The organism is Paracoccus wurundjeri (assembly GCF_030678915.1).
In the GTDB taxonomy this organism is placed as follows: domain Bacteria; phylum Pseudomonadota; class Alphaproteobacteria; order Rhodobacterales; family Rhodobacteraceae; genus Paracoccus; species Paracoccus onubensis_A.
Window position 1 is genome coordinate 343,926 of record NZ_JAUUTZ010000002.1, and the last position, 19,567, is coordinate 363,492.

A 19,567-nucleotide genomic window follows, 5' to 3' on the forward strand; every position below is an offset into this window, starting at 1 on the left:
CGATACGATGGATCGCCCGCAACTCCCCCTGAATGCCCTGCGCGCTTTCGAAGCCGCCTCGCGCCATCTTAACCTGACCCGCGCCGCCATCGAGCTTTGCGTAACCCAGGCGGCACTGAGCCATCAGATCCGGGGGCTGGAAGAGCGTCTGGGCGTCAGGCTGTTCCGTCGTGTTCCGCGGGGGCTTGTGCTGACCGAAGAGGGGATCATGCTGGCCCCGGTCCTGACCCGGAGTTTCGATGAGATGTCCGACACGCTGGACCGTTTCGCCGCAGGTCATTATCACGAGACGATCAATCTGGGCGTCGTCAACAGTTTCGCGACCGAATGGCTGATTCCGCGCATCGCGGATTTTCACCGGCTTCATCCCTCGATCGATCTGCGCATCCACACGAATAACAACCGCGTCGATCTGGCCGGAGAGGGACTTGATCTGGCGATCCGTTTCGGCGACGGAAGCTGGCATGGCGTCGCTGCAACCAGATTGATGAGCGGCGCGATGACGGCAGTCTGCAGTCCCGAACTGGCGACCCGGCTGCGCAGGGTCGAAGATTTGTTATCCGCGCCCCTGTTGCGATCCTATCGCGCCAGCGAATGGGAACGGTGGTTCAGCATGCACGGCCTGCCCACGCCACAGTTGCGCGGGCCGGTCTTCGATACCTCTCTGGCCATCGCAGAGATGGCCGCGCGCGGGCATGGCGTCGGGTTTGTGCCGGTCGCGCTGTTCTCTGCCTGGGTCGAGACGGGCCGGCTGGTGCGGCCATTCGAGGCCCAGCTTGCGGCAGGGGATTATTGGCTGACACGTCTGCATGCCAATCCTGACACGGCGGGGCAGGCCGCTTTCGCGGATTGGATCGTCGCCACCGCATCAGGGTCGAAGTAAGGCGTTTTGCCGCTGCCGGTCGCTGTGGTTCACGATGCAGGGCGCAATCGCCCATCCGCCGGATCACACCGACGGGCTGCTGCGGGGCGGGGGCGTTTTCGTCGGGGCAGGGCTGTTCCGCCCGCCGGGTTGCGCAAGATCGCCAAGGATCGGGCAATCGGGCCGCTGATCGCCCGCGCAGGCATCGGCCAGCGTCGCCAGCGTGGTCATCATGCCCTCCATTTCAGCGATCCGGCTTCGCAATTCCTCGATATGCTGAAGAGCGATGCGTTTCACATCGCCGCTTTGGCGGTCGCGGTCGCGCCAAAGGCTCAGCAGTTCCTCTATCTCGGAGACCGAGAAGCCAAGATCCCGCGCACGGCGGATAAAGCACAGCGTGTGGACATCGGTATCCGAGTAATCGCGGTAACCCGATGCCGTCCTGTCGGCCGCAGGGATAAGGCCGATCTGTTCGTAATAACGGATCATCTTCGCCGAAATACCCGAGGCTTTGGCTGCTATTCCGATATTCATGCGTGGCTCCTCTGGTTAAGTGGCACGGCAGGCATTTCGGTGGCGGGCGGAGTTGCGTCGGTGCTTATCGGTGGCATGAAACGGCGCAACCGCAGGGCATTGCCAAGCACGAATACCGACGAAAGCGCCATTGCCCCCGCTGCAAAGACGGGCGACAGGAGCATTCCGTAAAACGGGTAAAGCACACCCGCCGCAACCGGGATCAGGGCCGCATTATAGGCGAAAGCCCAGAACAGGTTCTGGCGGATATTTCCGATCGTCGCCTTGGACAGCGCAATTGCGTTCGGCACGCCCTGCAAGCTGCCCGACATCAGCACCACATCCGCCGCCTCGATGGCGATATCGGTGCCGGTGCCGATGGCAAGCCCGATATCCGCCTGAGCCAGCGCGGGCGCGTCGTTGATGCCATCGCCAACGAAGGCAAGCGTGCCATGCGCGTCTTTCAGACGCCGCACGGCATCGACCTTGCCATCCGGCAGCACCTCGGCCACGACCTCGTCGATCCCAAGATGCCGCGCGATGGCCTGCGCGGTCCGCGCGTTGTCGCCGGTGATCATCGCGACTTTCAGGCCCAGATCATGCAGCGCCCGGATCGCTTGCGGAGTGGTTTCCTTGACCGGATCCGACACCGCGACGATGGCGGCAAGTTTTCCGTCGATGGCGGCGTAAAGCGGCGATTTGCCTTCGGTCGCAAGCCGTTCGGCGGTGGCGGCAAAGGGCAGCACATCCAGTCCCAATTGGGTCATGTAGCGATCGGCCCCGATCTCGACCCGCTGACCACCCGCGACGGCCGTCACGCCAAAGCCGGTAACGGACTGGAATTCCGCGACCTGCGGCAATTCCGTGCCCTCGGCCCTGGCGGCATCCACGATGGCCTGCGCGATCGGATGTTCAGATTTCGCCTCTGTGGCGGCGATCAGCCCCAGAACCGTTGCCCGGTCAAAGCCTTCGGCCAGTTCCAGATCCGTCAGTGATGGTTTGCCCTCGGTCAGGGTGCCGGTCTTGTCCAGCGCGACGACCTGCGCATCACGAAGAAGCTGCAACGCTTCGCCCTTGCGGAACAATACGCCCAGCTCCGCCCCGCGCCCGGTTCCGACCATGATCGAGGTGGGCGTCGCCAGACCCATGGCGCATGGGCAGGCGATGATCAGCACGGCAACGGCGTTCACCAGCGCGAAGGTCAGGGCCGGCGACGGGCCAAAGAAAAGCCATCCGGCGAATGTCAGCACCGCGATCCCCATGACGACCGGCACGAACCACATCGTCACCCGGTCCACCGCCGCTTGTATCGGCAATTTGGAGGCCTGCGCCTGTTCCACCATCCGGATAATCTGCGACAGAACCGTATTGCCGCCGACTGCGGTTGCGCGGAACGCCAAGGCGCCCTTCTGGTTGACCGTGCCGCCGACCAATTCGCTGTCGGGTTTCTTGGCAACCGGAAGCGGTTCGCCCGTGATCATGGATTCATCGACATAGCTTTCGCCTTCGATGACCCGGCCATCGACCGGGATCCGTTCTCCGGGACGCAGTTCGATCACATCGCCCGAGACGACCAGATCGATGGGAACCTCTTCCACCCGCCCGTCGCGGCGGACCCGCGCCGATTTTGCCTGAAGCCCGACAAGGCGTTTGATCGCCTGAGAGGTGCGGCCTTTGGCGCGTGCTTCCAGCAAGCGGCCAAGCAGGATCAGGGTGACGATGACGGCGGCGGCCTCGTAATAGACATTGACCGTGCCGGCAGGCAGAAGACCCGGCGCGAATGTTGCCGCAAGCGAATATCCGTAAGCCGCAAGCGTTCCGACCGCGACCAGTGAATTCATGTCCGGCGCCAGCCGGGCAAGCGCCGGAAGCCCCTTTCTGTAGAACCGGAGTCCCGGCCCGAACAGGATAAGCGTGGTCAGGGCGAACTGGATATACCAGCTTGCCTGCATCCCGATCGTTGCCGCAATCAGACGATGGATGCCGGGAACAAGATGCGCCCCCATCTCCAGCACGAAGACCGGTAATGTCAGGGCCAATGCCAGTGTGAAATCTCGTTTGAGTTCCCGTTGTTCGGTCTCTTTCCGCTCTTCCGCGCCGGTATCGCCGCCGGTCTGCGGGCCAGACAGGGTGGCGTCATAGCCAACCTTCCGAATGGCAGCGATCAGGCTGTCCGGAGCGGCGGCCCCCTCTACAGTGGCGCGTTCGGTGGCAAGGTTCACGGCAGCGCGCGTCACCCCCGGCACGGCGGTCAGGGCGCGCTCCACCCGTCCCACGCAGGAAGCGCAGCTCATGCCCTGAACCGACAGTTCAACCGGCGCAGCGGGCACGGCATAACCCGCTTTCTCGATGGCCTGCACAAGCATTGGACGGTCTACCCCGTTTCCGGCGGCGATATCCGCGCGTTCGGTGGCAAGGTTGACGATGGCGGAATCGACTCCGGGAACGGATTTCAACGCCTTTTCGACACGACCGACGCAGGAGGCGCAGGACATGCCCTCAATCGGAATGCTGAAGGTTTCGGTCTTTTTCGGGGAAGCGGGCATCGCTGACTCCTTTGCATCAGAACCAAGGTCAGCAAGACATATAATGGTTCCAACGATGGGAAGGTCAAGGGCAGGATTCAGGAAAATTACCCACGATTCTGTCGCGCCATGCCGGTATCGCGGATGCGTTATCGCTCTTCGTGTCCACCCCCACCGATCGCCGAGGGCGCGACGGATACGGTTTTGATGATCGCATGGACCTGCGCGCCCGGCACAAGCTCCAGCGCCTGCACCGAACGGCGTGTGATCCGCGCAAGCAGCCGGCCCGCTTGCGTCTCGATTGCGATGATCGCGCCGGGACCTTCGCCAAGGTGGATTTCCTGCGCCACGCCCGGCAGGATATTGAGCGCCGACAGTCCGTCGGGCCGGTTGCGGGAAAGCATGACATCATGCGCGGCGATGCGCACCCGGACCATCTCGCCCGGTTTCCGGTCTATATGCGGCAGGAAAAGCGGCACATTTTTCGCATCCAGTTCGGTCAGCCCGTCTGAATGATGGGCAACGACCCTTGCGGTCAGGATCGCGCCTGCCTCGCGGGCGCCCATCGGCAGCACGGCAGGATCACCCAGAACCTCTGTCGCCTGACCCTGCCGGACCACCTGCCCCGATTCCAGCACCGCAACGGTCGTCGCCAGCCGTGCAACCTCGGTTGCCGAATGGCTCACGTAAAGGATGGGAATAGAGACCTCATCGCGCAGCCGTTCGAAATAGGGCAGGATCTCGGCCTTGCGTTCTTCGTCAAGCGCGGCAAGCGGCTCGTCGGCAAGGATCAGACGGGGGGCTGAAAGAAGCGCCCGCCCGATGGCGACACGCTGTTTCTCTCCGCCGGAAAGCGCGGCGGGGCGGCGGTCGAGAAGCGGGCCGATCCCAAGCATGTCCACCACATGGTCCATCTTCTCACGTGGGGCATTTTTAGGGGCGAACCACGCGCCGTAACCCAGATTCTGGCGCACGGTCATATGCGGAAACAGCCGGCCTTCCTGAAAGATATAGCCAAGACGACGCTGATATGGCCGCAGACGGATGCCGCGCCCGGTGTCCAGAAGCACCCAGTCCCCCGATGCGATCCGGCCCTCATCCGGGATCAGAAGCCCCGCCACCGCATTCACGATGGTCGTCTTGCCGGCGCCCGAGCGGCCAAACAGGACCGTCACGCCCGGAGGGGCCTTGATGGCCGCATTCAGCGTGAAGCCCGGAAATGCGTGGCGGAGGGTGATTTCAAGCATCATCTGCCCTCCAGCCGGGCCGCCACACGACGACTGACGATCTCGGAAAGAAGCAATGCGCTCATCGCGATCACGATCGAGACGATCACCAGCTTCAGTGCCGAATCCTCGCCCCCCGGAACCTGAAGGAACGCATAGATCGCCGAGGGAATGGTGCGGGTCTGGCCGGGGATGTTCGAAACGAAGGTAATCGTCGCGCCGAACTCGCCCATTGCCTTGGCGAAGGCAAGGATGGCCCCGACGAGGATTCCGGGCAAGGTCATAGGCAGGGTCACCGTCAGAAAAACCCAAAGCGGCGAGGCGCCCAGCGTGGCGCCTGCCTGTTCCAGTCTGGGATCCACCGCCTCGATGGACAGCCGGATCGCGCGCACCATAAGCGGGAAAGCCATGACGCCCGCGGCCAGCGCGGCACCTGTCCAGCGGAAGGCGAAGACAATCCCCGCCTCGGCCAGCAAACCGCCTATCGGTCCCTTTGTGCCCATCGTCAGCAACAGGAGATAGCCCGTGACCACCGGCGGCAGGATCAGCGGCAGATGGACAAGACCATTCAGCAACTGCTTGCCCGGGAAGTTCCAGCGGGCCAGCGCATAGGCGACGAAAACGCCCAGCGGCAAACTGACAAGCGTCGCCCAGAAAGAAACCTGAAGGGAAAGCGCGACGGCGCTCCATTCGTCGGGGCCAAGCCAGTTCGTCATTCCGGTTTATCGCGGGATGACGACAAAGCCCTGACCCTCGAAGGCTGCTTTTGCTTCGGGACCGCGAAGATATTCAAGAAACTCGGTCTCTCCGGGAATGTCGCGGGTATTGAGATCGGCCACCGGGTAGACGATGGGCGGATGGCTGTCGGAAGGGAAGGTGCCGACGACCGTCACATCGTCTTCGGCCACGGCATCAGTAGCATAGACGATACCATAGGGGGCCTCGCCCGTCGCCACCAGTTGCAGTGCCGCGCGCACATTATCGGCCTGCGCCACCTGATCCTCGACATCTTCCCACAGACCAAGGCTTTCCAGCGATGCCTTGCCATAGACGCCCGCCGGCACCGCATCGACCAGCGCCATGGCAAGCTTGCCGCCGTCAAGCAGGCCCGGCAGGTCCATATCGGGCGTGATCTCGACCGGCGCGGCATCGGTGCCGGAAGCAACCAGCACGATAGAGTTTTCTAGAAGGTCAAAGCGCGTATCCGCTTCCAGCAGGCCGTCCTCTTCCACGGCATCCATCCATTCCGGGCTGGCCGAGATGAAAATATCGGCGGGCGCACCCTCCTGGATCTGACGCGCCAGAGCCGAGGAGCCGGCAAGCGAGACCACGACATCATGATCGGTTTCGGCCTCGAAACTCTCTTCGATTTCGGCAAGGGCATTGGTCAGGCTTGCAGCCGCGAAAACGGTGATTTCATCTGCCTCCGCCGCCGCCGGAAGAATTGCGGGGAGGGATAGCATGAATACAGCGATGCCGGCGGTCGGGCGAAGGCGGAGTTTGACGGACATGCGAATCTTCCTGCGTTTGATATAGCCAGGAAAACATATCGCAACCCCGGTCAGATCGATCAAGCGTTATTTTCCTTCGGGAATATCCCGCAGCATCGCGCGGATACTGCTGATCCGCGCCGCTCCGGCCTCTGCCATGATTTCTTCGAGCTTGCGGTAATTTTCCAGCACCTCTGCCCCGGCCTCGGTCAGTGACGCGCCGCCTCCCTTTGCGCCGCCACGCGACGGGTCGACAAGAGGGGTCTTGAACGCCCTGTTCATTTCCTCCACCAGAGACCATGCGCGCTTGTAACTCATGCTCATCGAGCGCCCGGCGGCCGCAATCGACCCGAATTGCTGAATCCGTTCCAGAAGATCGACCTTTCCAGGACCGAGCATCAGGGCTTCACCGAACAGGATCCGGATACGAAGGCGGGGGGCATCGGTGTCGTCTGTCATGTTATTGCGCATGGGCGTGAATATGCCAGCATGGCGACAAGCTGGGCAAGTCATATCCTTCAGCGAATGGCGGACAGGCGGGGATTGATGCGGGATCCCGGCAATTGTGCCACGCTTTGCCCTGAACCGGCCTTGTTCAGTCCCGCCAATAGGGCAGGTTCCGCTGGCAAAAATTCGTCGCGGCCATCCCCGCCGACAGGGAGCCGTCCCTTGGTCCGGAACCAAACTGGGACAGCCCCGCGCCTTCCGCTTTCCTGGCGGCATCAAGCGTAAAGATGATGCCCTTTCCTGCCTCGCGCGGCTTGGGCGAGGCCCGCCAGATCCGGGTCTCGCTTGGCAATCCCAGAACGCGCCGTGTGAAATCGCCCGCAGCGCACCAATATTCGGTGTCGTCCCGCCGCACTTCATGATGAACCTCGATCTCGGTCGGGCTGATCTGCGTCGCTATCATGCCGTTCTTGGCCATAAAGGCCGCCGCGGGCATCGGCAGCAACAGCAGGACAAGAAACATCAATCGCATCGCAAGCTCCTGGGCAACTGACACAGGATCGCGCTGTGGCTTATTCTTGGCAAGTGTGAATGTCGGATTGAGATACGGCGAAATGCAGGATTCGAGTGATGTTCCGCCGCGGTGACGAAGACCATCTGCAACAGCCGGCATCATATCGAGAGCATTTCACCCCTTCGGGCAGAACCCGCCCCGGTTCGAAATACTCGTGCGGCGGGGCAGGGCGGAGGTCCCAATGCTCCGGATTCTGCCAACGCGGGCATGTCCTGCCTAATGGCACTTTACATGGGGGATGTTTGGGTGGCATACGATCCTTATTAAATTTGTAGGTTAAGCAAGGTGAGGACGACGTAACCGCCAGTCCGCCCAAGCCAAAACGGGAGCGATTGTAACAATCGCGGATGTTTTGCGCGAAAGGATGGCGACATGTCCCAGACTCCACCGGGGTGGCAGGCTCTCTGCCCATTTTGGCCCGCCGAGATTGCGGAGACCTATCGCAAGGCCGGGCTTTGGCAGGCCCGAACCTTCAGCGACATTCTGGACGATCTGGCTGCGACTCATGATGACCGGCTGGCAGTGATCGACGGAACGCGCCGCTTCGGCTATGCGGATTTGCGTGATCGCTCGCTGGCGCTTGCCTGCGGGTTGTACGGGCTGGGCTTGCGGCGCGGCGATCGGGTTATCGTCCAGCTTCCCAACTGCGCCGAATTCATCGAACTGTGCTTTGCGCTGTTCCGATTGGGGGTGGTGCCGGTCCTGGCCTTGCCCGCCCATCGTGATCTGGAAATCGGCCAGTTCGCCGCGTTTTCCGAAGCGACGGCCTGCTTCATTCCCGCCAGCGTCGAGGGGTTCGACATGGTGGCGATGGCGCGCCGGGTTCAGAAGGCCACGCCTTCATTGCGCCATATCGTCGTGCTGGGGTCGGATCTTGATGCGCTTTACCAGCAGGACGAGCCCCCCGAATGGGAGGCACCCGATGCCGAGGATGTCGCCTGTTTCCAGATTTCGGGCGGCACAACCGGCGTTCCCAAGCTGATCCCGCGCAGACATATGGAATATATCTACAACGTGCGCTGCGCCGCGCGTGCCAGCGGATTTTCGCAGGCGACCCGTTATCTGTGCGCGTTGCCGATGTCGCATAATTTCCCGATGGCCTGTCCCGGATTTATCGGCGCGTTGATGTCGGGCGGCACCGTGGTGATCGCGCCCAATCCATCGCCCGATACCTGTTTCGGGCTGATCGCAGAACATGGCGTTACCGTCACCGCTCTGGTTCCGCCGCTGGTGCTTCTGTGGCTGGAATCGGTGAAAGCCCCCCTGTCGCTGGAACTGCTGCAGGTCGGCGGCGCCAAGCTCAATCCCTCGACGGCACGGCGGATCCTGCCGGAACTGGGTTGTCGTCTTCAGCAGGTACTGGGCATGGCCGAGGGGCTGATCTGCTATACCGGGCTGGACGACCCGGAGCTGCGGGTTATCCAGACCCAGGGCAGGCCCATGTCCGAATGGGACGAGTTGCGGGTGATCCGCCCCGACGGGACCGAGGCCGGGCCGGGTCAGACCGGCGAGTTGCAGGTACGCGGCCCCTATACGATCCGGGGCTATTTCAACCGCCCCGATGTCGATCGCGAATCCTTCACGCCGGACGGGTTCTATCGCAGCGGCGATATCGTCAGCCGCAATGAAGACGGCTATCTGACCGTCGAGGGGCGTGACAAGGATCAGATCAATTGCGGCGGTGAAAAGATCGGCGTCGACGAGGTCGAGGATCTGCTGCTTTATCACCCTTCGGTCGTGGATGCCGCAGTGGTGGCCCGCCCTGACGCCAGGATGGGCGAGCGCGCCTGCGCCATCGTCATCCCTCGCGACCCGCGCCCTTCCGCGCTGTCGCTGCGCCGTCATCTGCGCGACGCGGGTCTTGCCGGCTTCAAGATCCCCGACGAGGTGATCTTTGTCGCCTCTTTCCCGCAGACCGGCGTCGGCAAGGTCAATAAACGGCAATTACGCGAAATGCTGCGGCAAGAGCATTTCGGCGGGGAGGTGACAGCATGAGCAGGCTCACGCGTGACGAGCCCGGGCTGCATCCGGTTTTGCCGGACGATGCACGTTCCCTTGACGATATCCGCGAGGGAATCGACGGCATTGATCGCCGGGTAATCGAACTGCTGGCGCTGCGTCTCGACTATGTCCAGCGCGCAGCCGATTTCAAACCCGATCTCGCCTCGGTCCCCGCGCCCGAGCGGGTTCGCGCGATGCTGGACGACCGCGCCGAATGGGCGGCTTCCCTTGGCCTGTCCTCGGATTTCATCGCTCCGCTTTTTGCGCAGGTCAGCGAGTGGTTCATCCGCCAGCAGGTCGCGCATTGGCCCGACCGCAATCCCGTCACCCGCGAAAGCAAGTCCGGCACGACCTCTGCTTCCGGGGTGGATAACTAAAGGAATTTTCCATGACTTCGATGCTGCAAGACTTCATGCCCGACAGGGCAGAAACGACTTTGCCCTATTTCACCTTTGGCGGCGCACGCGGATTTGTCGCCGGCCGCGGCGTGGCGCGCCCGGTCGCGCGTGGGCCGGCGGAAACGCTGGAAGAACGCGTGACCACAGCGCTGTCTTCCGCCGGCGCAGATGCGGCGATCGGCGGCGCGCTGCCCTTTGATCGCGATGCGGATGACTACCTGTGGCTGACCGACCGTCTCAGCTATGAAATTTCACCCGCCACCGACCGGGCGCCCGCATCCACGGTCGGAGTGCAGGCGGAACCTTCGGCAGGGATCTATGCGGAGGCCGTCGCCCGGGCGCTGCGGATCATGGAGGACGAGACAGGAGACGAACGGCTGCGCAAGATCGTGCTTGCCCGCACATTGGCGGTTCAGGCTGAACGCTCCATCTCGTTGCCGGGGCTGCTGTCGCGACTGACCGAAGACCCGGCGGCCACCGCCTATCAGGTTGCCTTGCCCCATAGCCCCGAACGGCAGGGCAGGTTCCTTGTCGGAGCGACGCCCGAATTGTTGGTGGAGAAGTCCGGCTCGCGCGTGTCGTCCTTCCCCCTTGCCGGATCGGCGCGGCGCAGCCGGGACCCGCAGGCGGATGCCGCGGCGGCAAGCGGCCTTGCCGCATCGGAAAAAGACCGGCGCGAACATGCGATGGTGGTGGAATATATCCTCGACACATTGTCGCCTTATTGCCGTGAACTCGGCGCGCCCGAAGGCACCGGCCTGACCTCGACCCGCAGCATGTGGCATCTGGGTACGCGCCTTGAAGGGGTGCTGAAAGAAACCGACATCCCTTCGGTGGTACTGGCAGGCTGTCTGCATCCCACCCCCGCCGTCTGCGGACTTCCGCGTGAACGTGCCGCCGGGCTGATCCGCGATCTTGAGCCGGTGGACCGCGATTTCTACGCCGGAGCGGTCGGCTGGAGTACCGCGAATGGCGACGGCTCATGGTATGTCGCGATCCGTTGCGCGGAAATCTGCGGAAGCCAGGCCCGTCTTTACGCGGGGGCGGGGATCGTGCCCGGCTCGGACCCGGCGGCAGAAGCGGCCGAGACTGCCGCCAAATTCGAAGCATTGCTCAGGGCTTTCGGCCTGCCCTCCGCAACCGGCATCGCCCAGTAACATCGACCGGAGTATCTTGATGTCTCTTCCTACCATCGCCGCCTATGATCTGCCCACCCCGCGCGAGTTGCCGGACTCGAAAGCGCCGTGGCAGGCGGAATCCGGGCGGATGGCCCTGCTGGTGCATGACATGCAGCAGTATTTCTGTGCCGCCTACAAACAGGACACGGTCCCGCTTTCCGGGGTGATCGCGAATATCGGACGACTGCTGCAATCGGCGCGGCAGCATGATGTGCCGGTCTTCTACACGGCGCAGAAAGGCAATCAGCTTCTGGCGGATCGCGGCTTGCAGGCCGATCTCTGGGGGCCGGGGATGAAGGCCGTGCCAGAGCATGAAGATATCCTGCCCGAACTTGCCCCCGCGGCGGGCGATATCGTGCTGGTCAAGCATCGTTACAGCGCGTTCCAACGCTCGAATCTCGAACATCTGATGCGCGCCCGAGGGCGGGATCAACTGGCGATTGCCGGGATCTATGCGCATATCGGCTGTTTCGCGACCGCGGTCGAGGCCTTCCAGCGCGACATCCAGCCATTTGTCATTGCGGATGCCCAGGCCGATTTCGATCGCGCCGGGCATGACATGGCGATGTCGATGGCGGCGGGTTACAGCGGCGTGGTCACAGGAACGGATGCGTTGATCGCGGCATTGGAGGCGACAGCATGAAACTGGAAGGTTTTTCCAATCGCGCCGCTTTCGTAACCGGCGCGGCGGGCGGCATCGGTCTTGCCCTGGTCGCGGCCCTGCATGCGGCGGGCGCAAGGGTATTTGCGACCGATATCCCCGAGGCGCTGGACGGGCTGCCGGAACGGGACAGCAGCAACGAGGCCGTTCACTGGCACGGGCTGGATGTCAGCGATCCCCTTGCCGTCGCGGATTGCGTCGCGCTGGCCGAGGAAACCGTGGGGCCGTTATCGCTTGCCGTGCATGCGGCCGGGATATTGTCCACGACATCCGTTCTTGACCTGACCCCGGCCGAATGGGAACGGGTGATGAGCGTCAATGCCGGAGGCTGTTTCAACGTTCTGCAAGCTTTGGGCCGGGTCATGCTGCCGCGCGGCAAGGGATCAATCGTCGTGGTCGGTTCGAATGCCGCGGGGGTTCCCCGGCAGAACATGGCGGCCTATGCGGCGTCGAAAGCGGCAATTGCGATGCTGACGCGCTGCGTGGGGCTGGAACTCGCGGGACACGGCATCCGCTGCAATATCCTTGCCCCTGGATCGACGCTGACGCCGATGCAGACCGGGATGTGGGCCGATGAAAGCGGCGCCGCCAAGGTGATCGCCGGCGACCCGTCCAGCTATCGCACCGGCATTCCGCTGGGCAAGCTGGCCGCGCCCGAGGATATCGCCGCCGCCGCGATGTTCCTGCTATCCGATCAGGCCGGGCAGATCACCATGACGGATCTTTATGTGGATGGCGGGGCGACATTGCGCGCCTGAAGCGCGATCCATGTCAGAACCCGCCCGCGCCCGATCCGGTAATGCACCGCAAAGCGATGGCCCGCAGGCCAGTCGGGCGACAAATCCCGCGTCAGGACAAGCGAGCAGGGGGCGTCGAACCGCGCCGCCTGAAAGCCGAAATAGCCGACATGCGGGTACAGCGCCTTGAACAGGCTTTCCTTGGCCGAAAAGGCCAGCGTCAGGCTTAGCGGATCCTTTTCCGCGACCGGACCGATCACAGGGATCACGTCGCGCGCGACCGAGGTGTCCATTACCGTTTCGATATCGATCCCGGCTGCGTGATAGCGCCGCGCACAGGCGACCAGCGCGACCGCGTTCCGGCGATTGTGGCTGATCGAGCCGATGGTACCCTTGGGCCACAGGGGCAGGCGATCCGGCCCCATACCGATCAGGGCGGCCTGCCCGGTCAGTCGCCGCAACGCCGCCCGCGCCGCCATCCGGCCCGCGGCATATTCGGCCCGCCGCCGGGGCCGGGCCGCGGCGATTTCCGCGGGCAGGAGGGGTGGTTCCTCCTCATCGCCCACCTGCCGCAGCGCAAAGGCAAGGCCGCCGTCGTTCACCCGGCGCGGCGTTCGCGGATCAGGTCCGACCATGCGGTCAGGGTGGGATTGCGGGCCAGTTCTTCGAAGCTGATCTGAATGCCCCGCTCTTTCAACTCTCCGGCCAAAGTCATGATGCGGATGGAATCAAGGCCGTAGAAGATCAGGCTTTCCTCGGGGTCGATACAGTCCTCATCCTCGATCAGTTCGGTGACGCGGGCTTGCAGCCAATCGGCATCGGTAAGCGTCTCAGTCATTCCGGAAAATCCTTCCATTCCGATTGTGATTTTGAAATCATGCGCATGCGGCATCTTCCTGCAGAAGCATGTCGCGCAGTCTGACCTTGTCGGTCTTGCCCACCGGAGTCAGCGGCATCTGGTCGATGAAGCGAACCCGGTCGGGCAGTTTGTATTCGGCGATCCCCAGCGTCATCAGATGCCGCCGCAATTCAACCGCCCTCAGCTTCTCGCGCGGGACGATGAAGGCGCAGCTGCGTTCGCCCAGACGTGCATCGCCCATCGCCACAAGCGCGGCGGCGTGAACGGCGGGATGACGTTGCAACAGATGCTCGATCTCTTCGGCGGCGATCTTCTCTCCGCCGCGATTGATCTGATCCTTGACCCGGCCGACGACGCGCAGATAGCCCTCGGGCGTGCGCTCGACGATATCGCCGGTGAAATAGAACCCGTCGGCATCGAAGCTGCGGGCGTTATGTTCGGGGCTGCGATAATAGCCGCGGAACGTATAAGGCCCCCGCGTTGCCAGCAATCCGGCCTCGCCATCCGGCAGGTCCTGACCGTCCGGGCCAACCACGCGAACCTCGTCATCGGGGCTGATCGGGCGGCCCTGCGTGGTAAGGATACGCTCGGCGGGATCGTCAAGGCGGGTATAGTTCACCAGACCCTCGGCCATGCCGAAGACCTGCTGCAATGCGCAGCCCAGCTTTTCGGGTACCCGGCGGGCGGTGGCCTCGGCAAAGCTTGCCCCGCCCACCTGCACCAGTCGCAGTGAAGTCAGGGCGGAATTGTCGCGCTCGGCCGCCTCAAGCCATAACAGTACCGCCGAAGGCACCAGCGCTGCCATCGTCACGCGATGACGCTTGACCAGATCGAAGCACAGCGCCGGATCCGGGTTTGCCGCCAGAACAACGGTCCCGCCCGCATGGAACACGCCAAGCGCGCCGGGTGAACTCATCAGGTAATTATGCGGCGCGGGCATGGCGCAGAGATAGCGGGTCTCGGGCGTCAGCCCGCAGATCACGGCGCTTTCGCGGATGCTGTAATCGTAATCGTCATGGGTGCGCGGAATCAGTTTTGGCGTGCCGGTGCTGCCGCCTGATAGCTGAAAGAAGGCCACGCCATCCGCAGGGGTTGGCATTTCCGTGAAATCCTGTGGCACCGGCCCCGAAAGCCAATGTTGCAGCGATCTTTTGGTGTCGTCCTCGCCATGAAACAGCGCCAGCATATCCGGCGCGTTCTGCCGCAATTCCCCGGCAAACCTGTCATCTCCGAACAATTCATGGCTGCGCGAGGCAATCAGCAGGCGTGGCCGGATCTGTTCGGCATAGGCGGTAAGCTCTGCCCGGCGATGGGTGAACAGCGCGTTCAGCGGCACGATTCCCGCCTTCATGAGCGCTAGGAACACCATGTAGAATTCCGCGACATTCGGCATTTGCACCAGGGCGGTATCGTCACGCCGCAATCCGGCCGCCTGCAACCGCGCGGCCAGTGCCGAGGAGGCGCGGTCCAGTTCGCGATAGCTGATCTTGCGCCCGTCGCAGATCACCGCAATTGCGTCGGGCCGTTGCCGCGCCTGACGGTCGACTGCATGATGCAGGGGCTTGCCGATCCAGTAACCAAGCTTGCGATAACGATCGGCAAATGCCTCCGGCCATGGAGTAAACTCAACCATATCTCACCCGACGTGATTTTGTTCTGAGGTCTGGCTAAGGGCCGAAATCTGCCCGTGGCTTCGGTGCGTGTTGACCGCAGGATATAACTGAGTATTTTTATCATGATTTGTCAACCATCCCGACAGGACATCATGCAGGACTTGACCGCGATGCAAGCCGCCTATTGGGTCTGGGGCCATTCCCCCCGCGCGACCGAGGGCGTTTCCGCGCATCTTTATGCTGAATTCGACACTGGATTACTGGATGAAGACCGGCTGCGCGATGCTCTTCGGCAGGTTTTCGCCTGCCACCCGGCTCTGGCGCTTGGTGTAGATGCCGAGGGCGCGCCGCTTGATGTGCCGCCACCTCCGCTGGAAGTCGAGGATCTGCGCGATCAGCCCTCTGCCGGGCAAGAGCGCAGGCTTGCGGAAATCCGGCATGAGAAATCCCATCAGCGGCTTGCTTTGGATCGGGGCGCGGGAATGCAGATCTCGCTTAGCCTTCTGGGACAGGATCGGGCGCGGCTGCATCTTGATCTGGACATGATCACCGCGGACCCATCCTGTTTCGGGCAGATTGTCGAAGATCTCGCGCGTGCTTATGAAGGCGAGGAACTGACATATCTTGCCGCGCCGTCGCCGCGCCGGATTTGCCCCCAAGATCGCGACTGGTGGCGCGACCGGCTGGAATCTTTGCCCGCGACGCCGGTTTTACCGGACGGCACTGGCGGCGCACCGGCCAGCACGCGCCTGTTTGCGATGCTGACCCCGGATGAGGTGCAGGCGCTGCGGCATGTCGCCCGGCAAAGCCGCGTTACATTTTCGGCAATGATGATGACGCTGTTTGCAGCGCATTTGGGGCAGGCCACCGGGCAGCGGCAATTCCGCCTGAATCTGCCAACCTTTCTACGTGAAAAGGGCGATCCGGCGGCGGTGGGCGATGTGTCCGACCTGATCGTGCTGGGAATCGAGCTGGCCGACCTTCCCTTTCGGGTCTTGTGCCAACGTCAGCAAGAGATCCTGTTCGCGGCATTGTCACATCATGGCTATTCCGGCACGGCGGTATTGCGCGACCTGTCGCGGCTGCGTGGAACGGTCGAAACCGCGCCGGTGGTGTTTTCCGCCGGGCTGGATCTGCCGGGACGGGTGATCCTTGGGCCGGCGGCCTCGCGGTTGTTCGGACCGATGGTCTGGGTGATGTCGCAGGCGCCACAAGTTGCGCTGGATGTGCAGTTCGGCATGCTGACCGAGGGCCTTCTGATCAACTGGGACCTGCGGACGGATCGGGTGGACGAGCCATGGGCACGCGATCTCTTCGACCGTTTCACCGCCGACGCCCGCCATCTGGCGACCAGTCCAGAGGCGGCGGAGCTGCCGCTTGCTGTCTGGCGTGATGCCCCGCGGCAGCCTCTGACGGTTCTGCAACAGGCCTATCTGATGGGACGGGGTGCACATTTGCCGCTGGGCGGCGTGGCGATGCAGAAATTCCGCGAATACCGGGGCGAATTCCAGATCGACAGGCTTCGGGCGCGGCTGACCGATATGATGTCGCGTTACCCCGCCCTGCGCAGCCGGATCGACCCGGCCAGCCTGATGTTGTCCGAATTGCCATCGGCAGAGACGGCATCAGGCGGGGCCGGGACCGGATTGCCGTTTGACGTGACGGATCTGCGCCATCTGCCGCCCGCCGAAGCCGGGGCGCGGGTGGACGGGCTGCGCGATGATTATGCCCATGCAATGTTCGATCTTGACGGTCCGCTTTGGCATGTCCGGGCATTCCTGATGCCCGAAGAATGCGATCCGGTGGTGATTTTCACCCGTTTCGATGCGTTGATCCTTGACGGGCAGTCGATCTGTTCCCTGCTGGCGCGGATGTTTGACGAGGCCCCGCTTGCGGCGCAGGCTCCGGTTCCCCGGCCGCGCCCGGATACGACCGCACGCCGCAAGGCCGCCGCTTACTGGAAAGATTATCTGGCCGGCGTCGAAACCCCGCCGCGCCTGCCCTGGCTTGTTCCGCTGGAAAAGATCGGCAACTCCCGCTATCGCCGCCAGACCCTGCGTTTGCCTTGTGATCTGCTTGGGCAGTTGCGGCGTATCGGTGCGGCAGAGGGCCTGTTCCTGAACTCGGTACTGACCGCGATCCTGCTGGATGTGGTGGCCCGCTGGACGGCTGACGGTCAGCTATGCGTCGCGGTTCCGGTGACACCGCCCGATGCCGCAACGGGAAAGGCCGGAACGCAGAATGCCTCGACCTTCATCCCGCTGCGTTTCGATGCAACCAAAGGTACATTGTCCGAACGGGCTGCGGGTTGTCAGTCGGACATGATGGCCGGGCTGGAACAGACCGCCTTCAGCGGTCCCGAGATCGGGCGGCTGTTGATGAATAACGGCGGCGGCGCATTGCCGCTGCCGGTTGTGCTGACCAATGGCATGGGCTGGGAACGCCCCGCGCCTGCCCCGATGCGGCTGATCCGTGGCCTGACCCAGACTCCGCAGGTCGCGCTGGATTTGCGGCTTGCGCTGGATGCCGAAGGTGGGCTGGAGCTGAATATCGATCATGCCGAACGGGCGGTGGGCGCGCGGCTTGCACAGGATATGCTGGATGCCATGGGCCGGGCGATCCTGGTCATCTGCGACAGGGGCACACTGAAGCTTGAGTCCCATGAGGTTCTGGCACTGGATCATTATCGCCATAATGCCGCGCCGGACATGCTGGCCGAACCGGAAGCGGATTTCCTGACGGCCATCGCCCGCAACCTCTTTGAGACGGGCGGCGCCCGCCCGGCACTGCATTTCGGCGAGGAATGCCTAAGCTATGCCGGGCTTGGCCGCATGGTCGCATCGGCGATTAGCGGATTGCGGGCGCGGGGATTGGCCGAGGGCGATGTGGTGGCGATCTGCCTGCCGCGCGGGCCCGAACATCTGGCGCTGCAACTCGCCTGTGCGCTGGAGGGGCTGATCTGGGTGCCTATCGACGCCTCGGCCCCGCAGGAACGGCGTTGTTATCTGCTGGAGAATTGCAGTCCCGCCCTGATCGTCGCGGCGACACGAACAGATGGCTTCCCCTCGGTCCCGGCAGAGACGATATTCGCCGCATCGCCGGATGCCCGCCCCGCCGAATCCGGGACGCTTCGCCGCCGCAGCCTGTCAGAGCAGCCGGGCTATTACCTTTACACCTCGGGCACGACCGGGCGCCCCAAATGCGTGGTGCTGAACAATCGCGCCACCGCCAACACCATCGCCGCAACCAGGCAAAACTGGCGGCTCGGCACCGAGGATGTGACGATCTCGGTCACGCCGCTGCATCACGACATGTCGGTTTTCGATCTGTTCGGCAGCCTGTCCGCCGGCGCGACACTGGTCATGCCGGATCATGAGAAAGACGCGATCCATTGGTGCCGTCTGGTCCGCAGGCATGGGGTAACGATCTGGTGCTCGGTCCCGGCGATTCTTGAAATGCTGCTGGCCTGCCGCCAGTCCGGCGATCTGGATAGCCTGCGGCTGGTCGCGCAGGGTGGTGATTATATCAAGCCCGCGACAATCGCGACCCTGCGCGAATTACTGCCCCAAGCGCGGCTGATCTCGCTTGGCGGGCCGACCGAAACCACGATCTGGAGCATCTGGCATGAAATCGCCGCAGGCGATACCGGCACCGTCCCCTATGGCCGCCCCCTGCCGGGCAACAGCTATTTCATCTGCACGGATTCAGGCGAACATTGCCCGGCCGGCATTGTCGGGCGCATCCATACCGCCGGGGTGAATATTGCGCTGGGATATCTGTCCGGCGGGCAGATCGGGGGCGATGATTTCGTGACGCTGAACGACGATCGGGGGCGGCCGGTCCGGGCGTTCCGCACGGGTGACCGGGGATATTACCGCGATGACGGCAGCATCATCTTTGCCGAGCGCGTGGGCGGCTATATCAAGATCCGTGGCGTGCGCCTGTCGCTTGCCGATGTCGAGATCGGCCTGATCGGTCACCCCGACATCCGCCATGTCATCGCGGTGGATTGCGGCGAGGGGGCCGATGTCACGCTGGCGGCGCTTTATGTCGCCGACAGAATGATCTCGGCCGCCGATCTGCGTGCCCACGCCCGCGAGCATCTTCCGGAATCGCATATCCCCTCGCGCTTCCTGCGGGTCGACGCGCTTCCCCTGTCGGCGAATGGCAAACCCGACCGCAACCGGGCGCGGCAGATGCTGACCGAACCCGCGCAACCCGATATCCCGGCCCCGCAATCGGGCGACACGGCGCAGAATGTGCTGGCTATCTGTCTTCGCGTCATCGGCCCTGCGCCGGACGCCACCCCCGATCAGCCGCTGCTGTCGCTGGGCTTGCGGCCCGCCCATCTCAAACCCATCGCCGACGGTCTGTCTGCCGCTTATGGAAAGCCGCTCCGTCCGGCCCAGCTCAGCCGCTGCCGCACGGCCCGCGACATGTCGCAGCTATGCCTTGAAACCGCCTGACCGGCAAAACCCATCCG

The 19,567-nt window shown here is 63.4% G+C and carries 17 protein-coding genes; 7 read left to right on the top strand and 10 right to left on the bottom strand.

Annotated features, from left to right (window positions below):
* Positions 1 to 7: 7 nt before the first annotated feature.
* On the top strand, positions 8 to 883 hold the full coding sequence (locus Q0601_RS03930) for a LysR family transcriptional regulator (protein ID WP_305287351.1): 876 nt from the start codon (positions 8 to 10) through the stop codon (positions 881 to 883).
* 63 nt (positions 884 to 946) lie between these two features.
* Here the strand turns inward: Q0601_RS03930 and cueR are convergent, their stop codons facing one another.
* From cueR to Q0601_RS03965, 7 genes are all read right to left on the bottom strand, one after another.
* Positions 947 to 1,396: a Cu(I)-responsive transcriptional regulator gene (gene cueR, locus Q0601_RS03935; RefSeq protein WP_305287353.1), complete on the bottom strand. Its 450-nt coding sequence runs from the start codon at positions 1,394 to 1,396 to the stop codon at positions 947 to 949.
* Complete coding sequence (locus Q0601_RS03940) at positions 1,393 to 3,921, bottom strand: heavy metal translocating P-type ATPase (protein ID WP_305287354.1); 2,529 nt, start codon at positions 3,919 to 3,921, stop codon at positions 1,393 to 1,395. The genes cueR and Q0601_RS03940 overlap by 4 nt, the downstream gene beginning before the upstream one ends.
* 128 nt (positions 3,922 to 4,049) lie before the next feature.
* A complete protein-coding gene (gene modC / locus Q0601_RS03945; protein WP_305287356.1) occupies positions 4,050 to 5,147 on the bottom strand; it encodes a molybdenum ABC transporter ATP-binding protein in 1,098 nt (365 codons plus the stop codon).
* Entirely contained in the window at positions 5,147 to 5,842 is a 696-nt protein-coding gene (gene modB / locus Q0601_RS03950; protein ID WP_305287359.1) for a molybdate ABC transporter permease subunit, read from the bottom strand. The genes modC and modB overlap by 1 nt, the downstream gene beginning before the upstream one ends.
* Positions 5,843 to 5,848: 6 nt before the next feature.
* Positions 5,849 to 6,637 (bottom strand): molybdate ABC transporter substrate-binding protein, encoded by a 789-nt coding sequence (gene modA, locus Q0601_RS03955; RefSeq protein WP_305287361.1) that lies wholly within the window; start codon positions 6,635 to 6,637, stop codon positions 5,849 to 5,851.
* A 66-nt stretch (positions 6,638 to 6,703) separates the two neighbouring features.
* On the bottom strand, positions 6,704 to 7,075 hold the full coding sequence (locus Q0601_RS03960) for a winged helix-turn-helix domain-containing protein (RefSeq protein WP_305287363.1): 372 nt from the start codon (positions 7,073 to 7,075) through the stop codon (positions 6,704 to 6,706).
* A 136-nt stretch (positions 7,076 to 7,211) separates the two neighbouring features.
* On the bottom strand, positions 7,212 to 7,595 hold the full coding sequence (locus tag Q0601_RS03965) for a hypothetical protein (protein ID WP_305287365.1): 384 nt from the start codon (positions 7,593 to 7,595) through the stop codon (positions 7,212 to 7,214).
* 414 nt (positions 7,596 to 8,009) lie between these two features.
* Here Q0601_RS03965 and Q0601_RS03970 point away from each other — a divergent pair, with 414 nt between their 5' ends.
* The 5 genes from Q0601_RS03970 to Q0601_RS03990 are packed head-to-tail and all read left to right on the top strand — an operon-like array spanning position 8,010 to position 12,633.
* Entirely contained in the window at positions 8,010 to 9,632 is a 1,623-nt protein-coding gene (locus tag Q0601_RS03970) for a (2,3-dihydroxybenzoyl)adenylate synthase (RefSeq protein ID WP_305287367.1), read from the top strand.
* Positions 9,629 to 10,015 (top strand): chorismate mutase family protein, encoded by a 387-nt coding sequence (locus Q0601_RS03975; RefSeq protein ID WP_305287370.1) that lies wholly within the window; start codon positions 9,629 to 9,631, stop codon positions 10,013 to 10,015. The genes Q0601_RS03970 and Q0601_RS03975 overlap by 4 nt, the downstream gene beginning before the upstream one ends.
* An 11-nt stretch (positions 10,016 to 10,026) precedes the next feature.
* The gene (locus Q0601_RS03980; protein WP_305287372.1) at positions 10,027 to 11,193 is read left to right on the top strand and encodes an isochorismate synthase; all 1,167 of its coding nucleotides are present in this window, start codon (positions 10,027 to 10,029) and stop codon (positions 11,191 to 11,193) included.
* A 19-nt stretch (positions 11,194 to 11,212) separates the two neighbouring features.
* Positions 11,213 to 11,857, top strand: a complete 645-nt coding sequence (locus Q0601_RS03985; protein WP_305287374.1) for an isochorismatase family protein — start codon at positions 11,213 to 11,215, stop codon at positions 11,855 to 11,857.
* Positions 11,854 to 12,633: a 2,3-dihydro-2,3-dihydroxybenzoate dehydrogenase gene (locus Q0601_RS03990; RefSeq protein ID WP_305287376.1), complete on the top strand. Its 780-nt coding sequence runs from the start codon at positions 11,854 to 11,856 to the stop codon at positions 12,631 to 12,633. Before Q0601_RS03985 ends, Q0601_RS03990 begins: the two co-directional genes overlap by 4 nt.
* On the opposite strand, the gene Q0601_RS03995 is transcribed toward Q0601_RS03990, so the two are convergent.
* The 3 genes from Q0601_RS03995 to Q0601_RS04005 are packed head-to-tail and all read right to left on the bottom strand — an operon-like array spanning position 12,600 to position 15,104.
* A complete protein-coding gene (locus tag Q0601_RS03995) occupies positions 12,600 to 13,214 on the bottom strand; it encodes a 4'-phosphopantetheinyl transferase family protein (protein WP_305287378.1) in 615 nt (204 codons plus the stop codon). The genes Q0601_RS03990 and Q0601_RS03995 overlap by 34 nt on opposite strands.
* Positions 13,211 to 13,450: a phosphopantetheine-binding protein gene (locus Q0601_RS04000; protein WP_305287381.1), complete on the bottom strand. Its 240-nt coding sequence runs from the start codon at positions 13,448 to 13,450 to the stop codon at positions 13,211 to 13,213. The genes Q0601_RS03995 and Q0601_RS04000 overlap by 4 nt, the downstream gene beginning before the upstream one ends.
* Positions 13,451 to 13,487: 37 nt before the next feature.
* Positions 13,488 to 15,104 (bottom strand): (2,3-dihydroxybenzoyl)adenylate synthase, encoded by a 1,617-nt coding sequence (locus Q0601_RS04005; protein ID WP_305287383.1) that lies wholly within the window; start codon positions 15,102 to 15,104, stop codon positions 13,488 to 13,490.
* Positions 15,105 to 15,236: 132 nt separating this feature from the next.
* Here Q0601_RS04005 and Q0601_RS04010 point away from each other — a divergent pair, with 132 nt between their 5' ends.
* On the top strand, positions 15,237 to 19,550 hold the full coding sequence (locus Q0601_RS04010) for an AMP-binding protein (protein ID WP_305287385.1): 4,314 nt from the start codon (positions 15,237 to 15,239) through the stop codon (positions 19,548 to 19,550).
* Positions 19,551 to 19,567: the final 17 nt, after the last annotated feature.

What these genes read in the sequence shown, in the direction of transcription:
- Q0601_RS04000 (WP_305287381.1), bottom strand. Translation starts at nt 13,450, where the DNA reads ATGACTGAGACGCTTACCGATGCCGATTGGCTGCAAGCCCGCGTCACC.
- modB (WP_305287359.1), bottom strand. Translation starts at nt 5,842, where the DNA reads ATGACGAACTGGCTTGGCCCCGACGAATGGAGCGCCGTCGCGCTTTCC.
- Q0601_RS03970 (WP_305287367.1), top strand. Translation starts at nt 8,010, where the DNA reads ATGTCCCAGACTCCACCGGGGTGGCAGGCTCTCTGCCCATTTTGGCCC.
- Q0601_RS03930 (WP_305287351.1), top strand. Translation starts at nt 8, where the DNA reads ATGGATCGCCCGCAACTCCCCCTGAATGCCCTGCGCGCTTTCGAAGCC.
- Q0601_RS03975 (WP_305287370.1), top strand. Translation starts at nt 9,629, where the DNA reads ATGAGCAGGCTCACGCGTGACGAGCCCGGGCTGCATCCGGTTTTGCCG.
- Q0601_RS03960 (WP_305287363.1), bottom strand. Translation starts at nt 7,075, where the DNA reads ATGACAGACGACACCGATGCCCCCCGCCTTCGTATCCGGATCCTGTTC.
- modA (WP_305287361.1), bottom strand. Translation starts at nt 6,637, where the DNA reads ATGTCCGTCAAACTCCGCCTTCGCCCGACCGCCGGCATCGCTGTATTC.
- Q0601_RS03990 (WP_305287376.1), top strand. Translation starts at nt 11,854, where the DNA reads ATGAAACTGGAAGGTTTTTCCAATCGCGCCGCTTTCGTAACCGGCGCG.
- Q0601_RS03965 (WP_305287365.1), bottom strand. Translation starts at nt 7,595, where the DNA reads ATGCGATTGATGTTTCTTGTCCTGCTGTTGCTGCCGATGCCCGCGGCG.
- Q0601_RS03940 (WP_305287354.1), bottom strand. Translation starts at nt 3,921, where the DNA reads ATGCCCGCTTCCCCGAAAAAGACCGAAACCTTCAGCATTCCGATTGAG.
- modC (WP_305287356.1), bottom strand. Translation starts at nt 5,147, where the DNA reads ATGCTTGAAATCACCCTCCGCCACGCATTTCCGGGCTTCACGCTGAAT.
- cueR (WP_305287353.1), bottom strand. Translation starts at nt 1,396, where the DNA reads ATGAATATCGGAATAGCAGCCAAAGCCTCGGGTATTTCGGCGAAGATG.
- Q0601_RS04005 (WP_305287383.1), bottom strand. Translation starts at nt 15,104, where the DNA reads ATGGTTGAGTTTACTCCATGGCCGGAGGCATTTGCCGATCGTTATCGC.
- Q0601_RS04010 (WP_305287385.1), top strand. Translation starts at nt 15,237, where the DNA reads ATGCAGGACTTGACCGCGATGCAAGCCGCCTATTGGGTCTGGGGCCAT.
- Q0601_RS03985 (WP_305287374.1), top strand. Translation starts at nt 11,213, where the DNA reads ATGTCTCTTCCTACCATCGCCGCCTATGATCTGCCCACCCCGCGCGAG.
- Q0601_RS03980 (WP_305287372.1), top strand. Translation starts at nt 10,027, where the DNA reads ATGACTTCGATGCTGCAAGACTTCATGCCCGACAGGGCAGAAACGACT.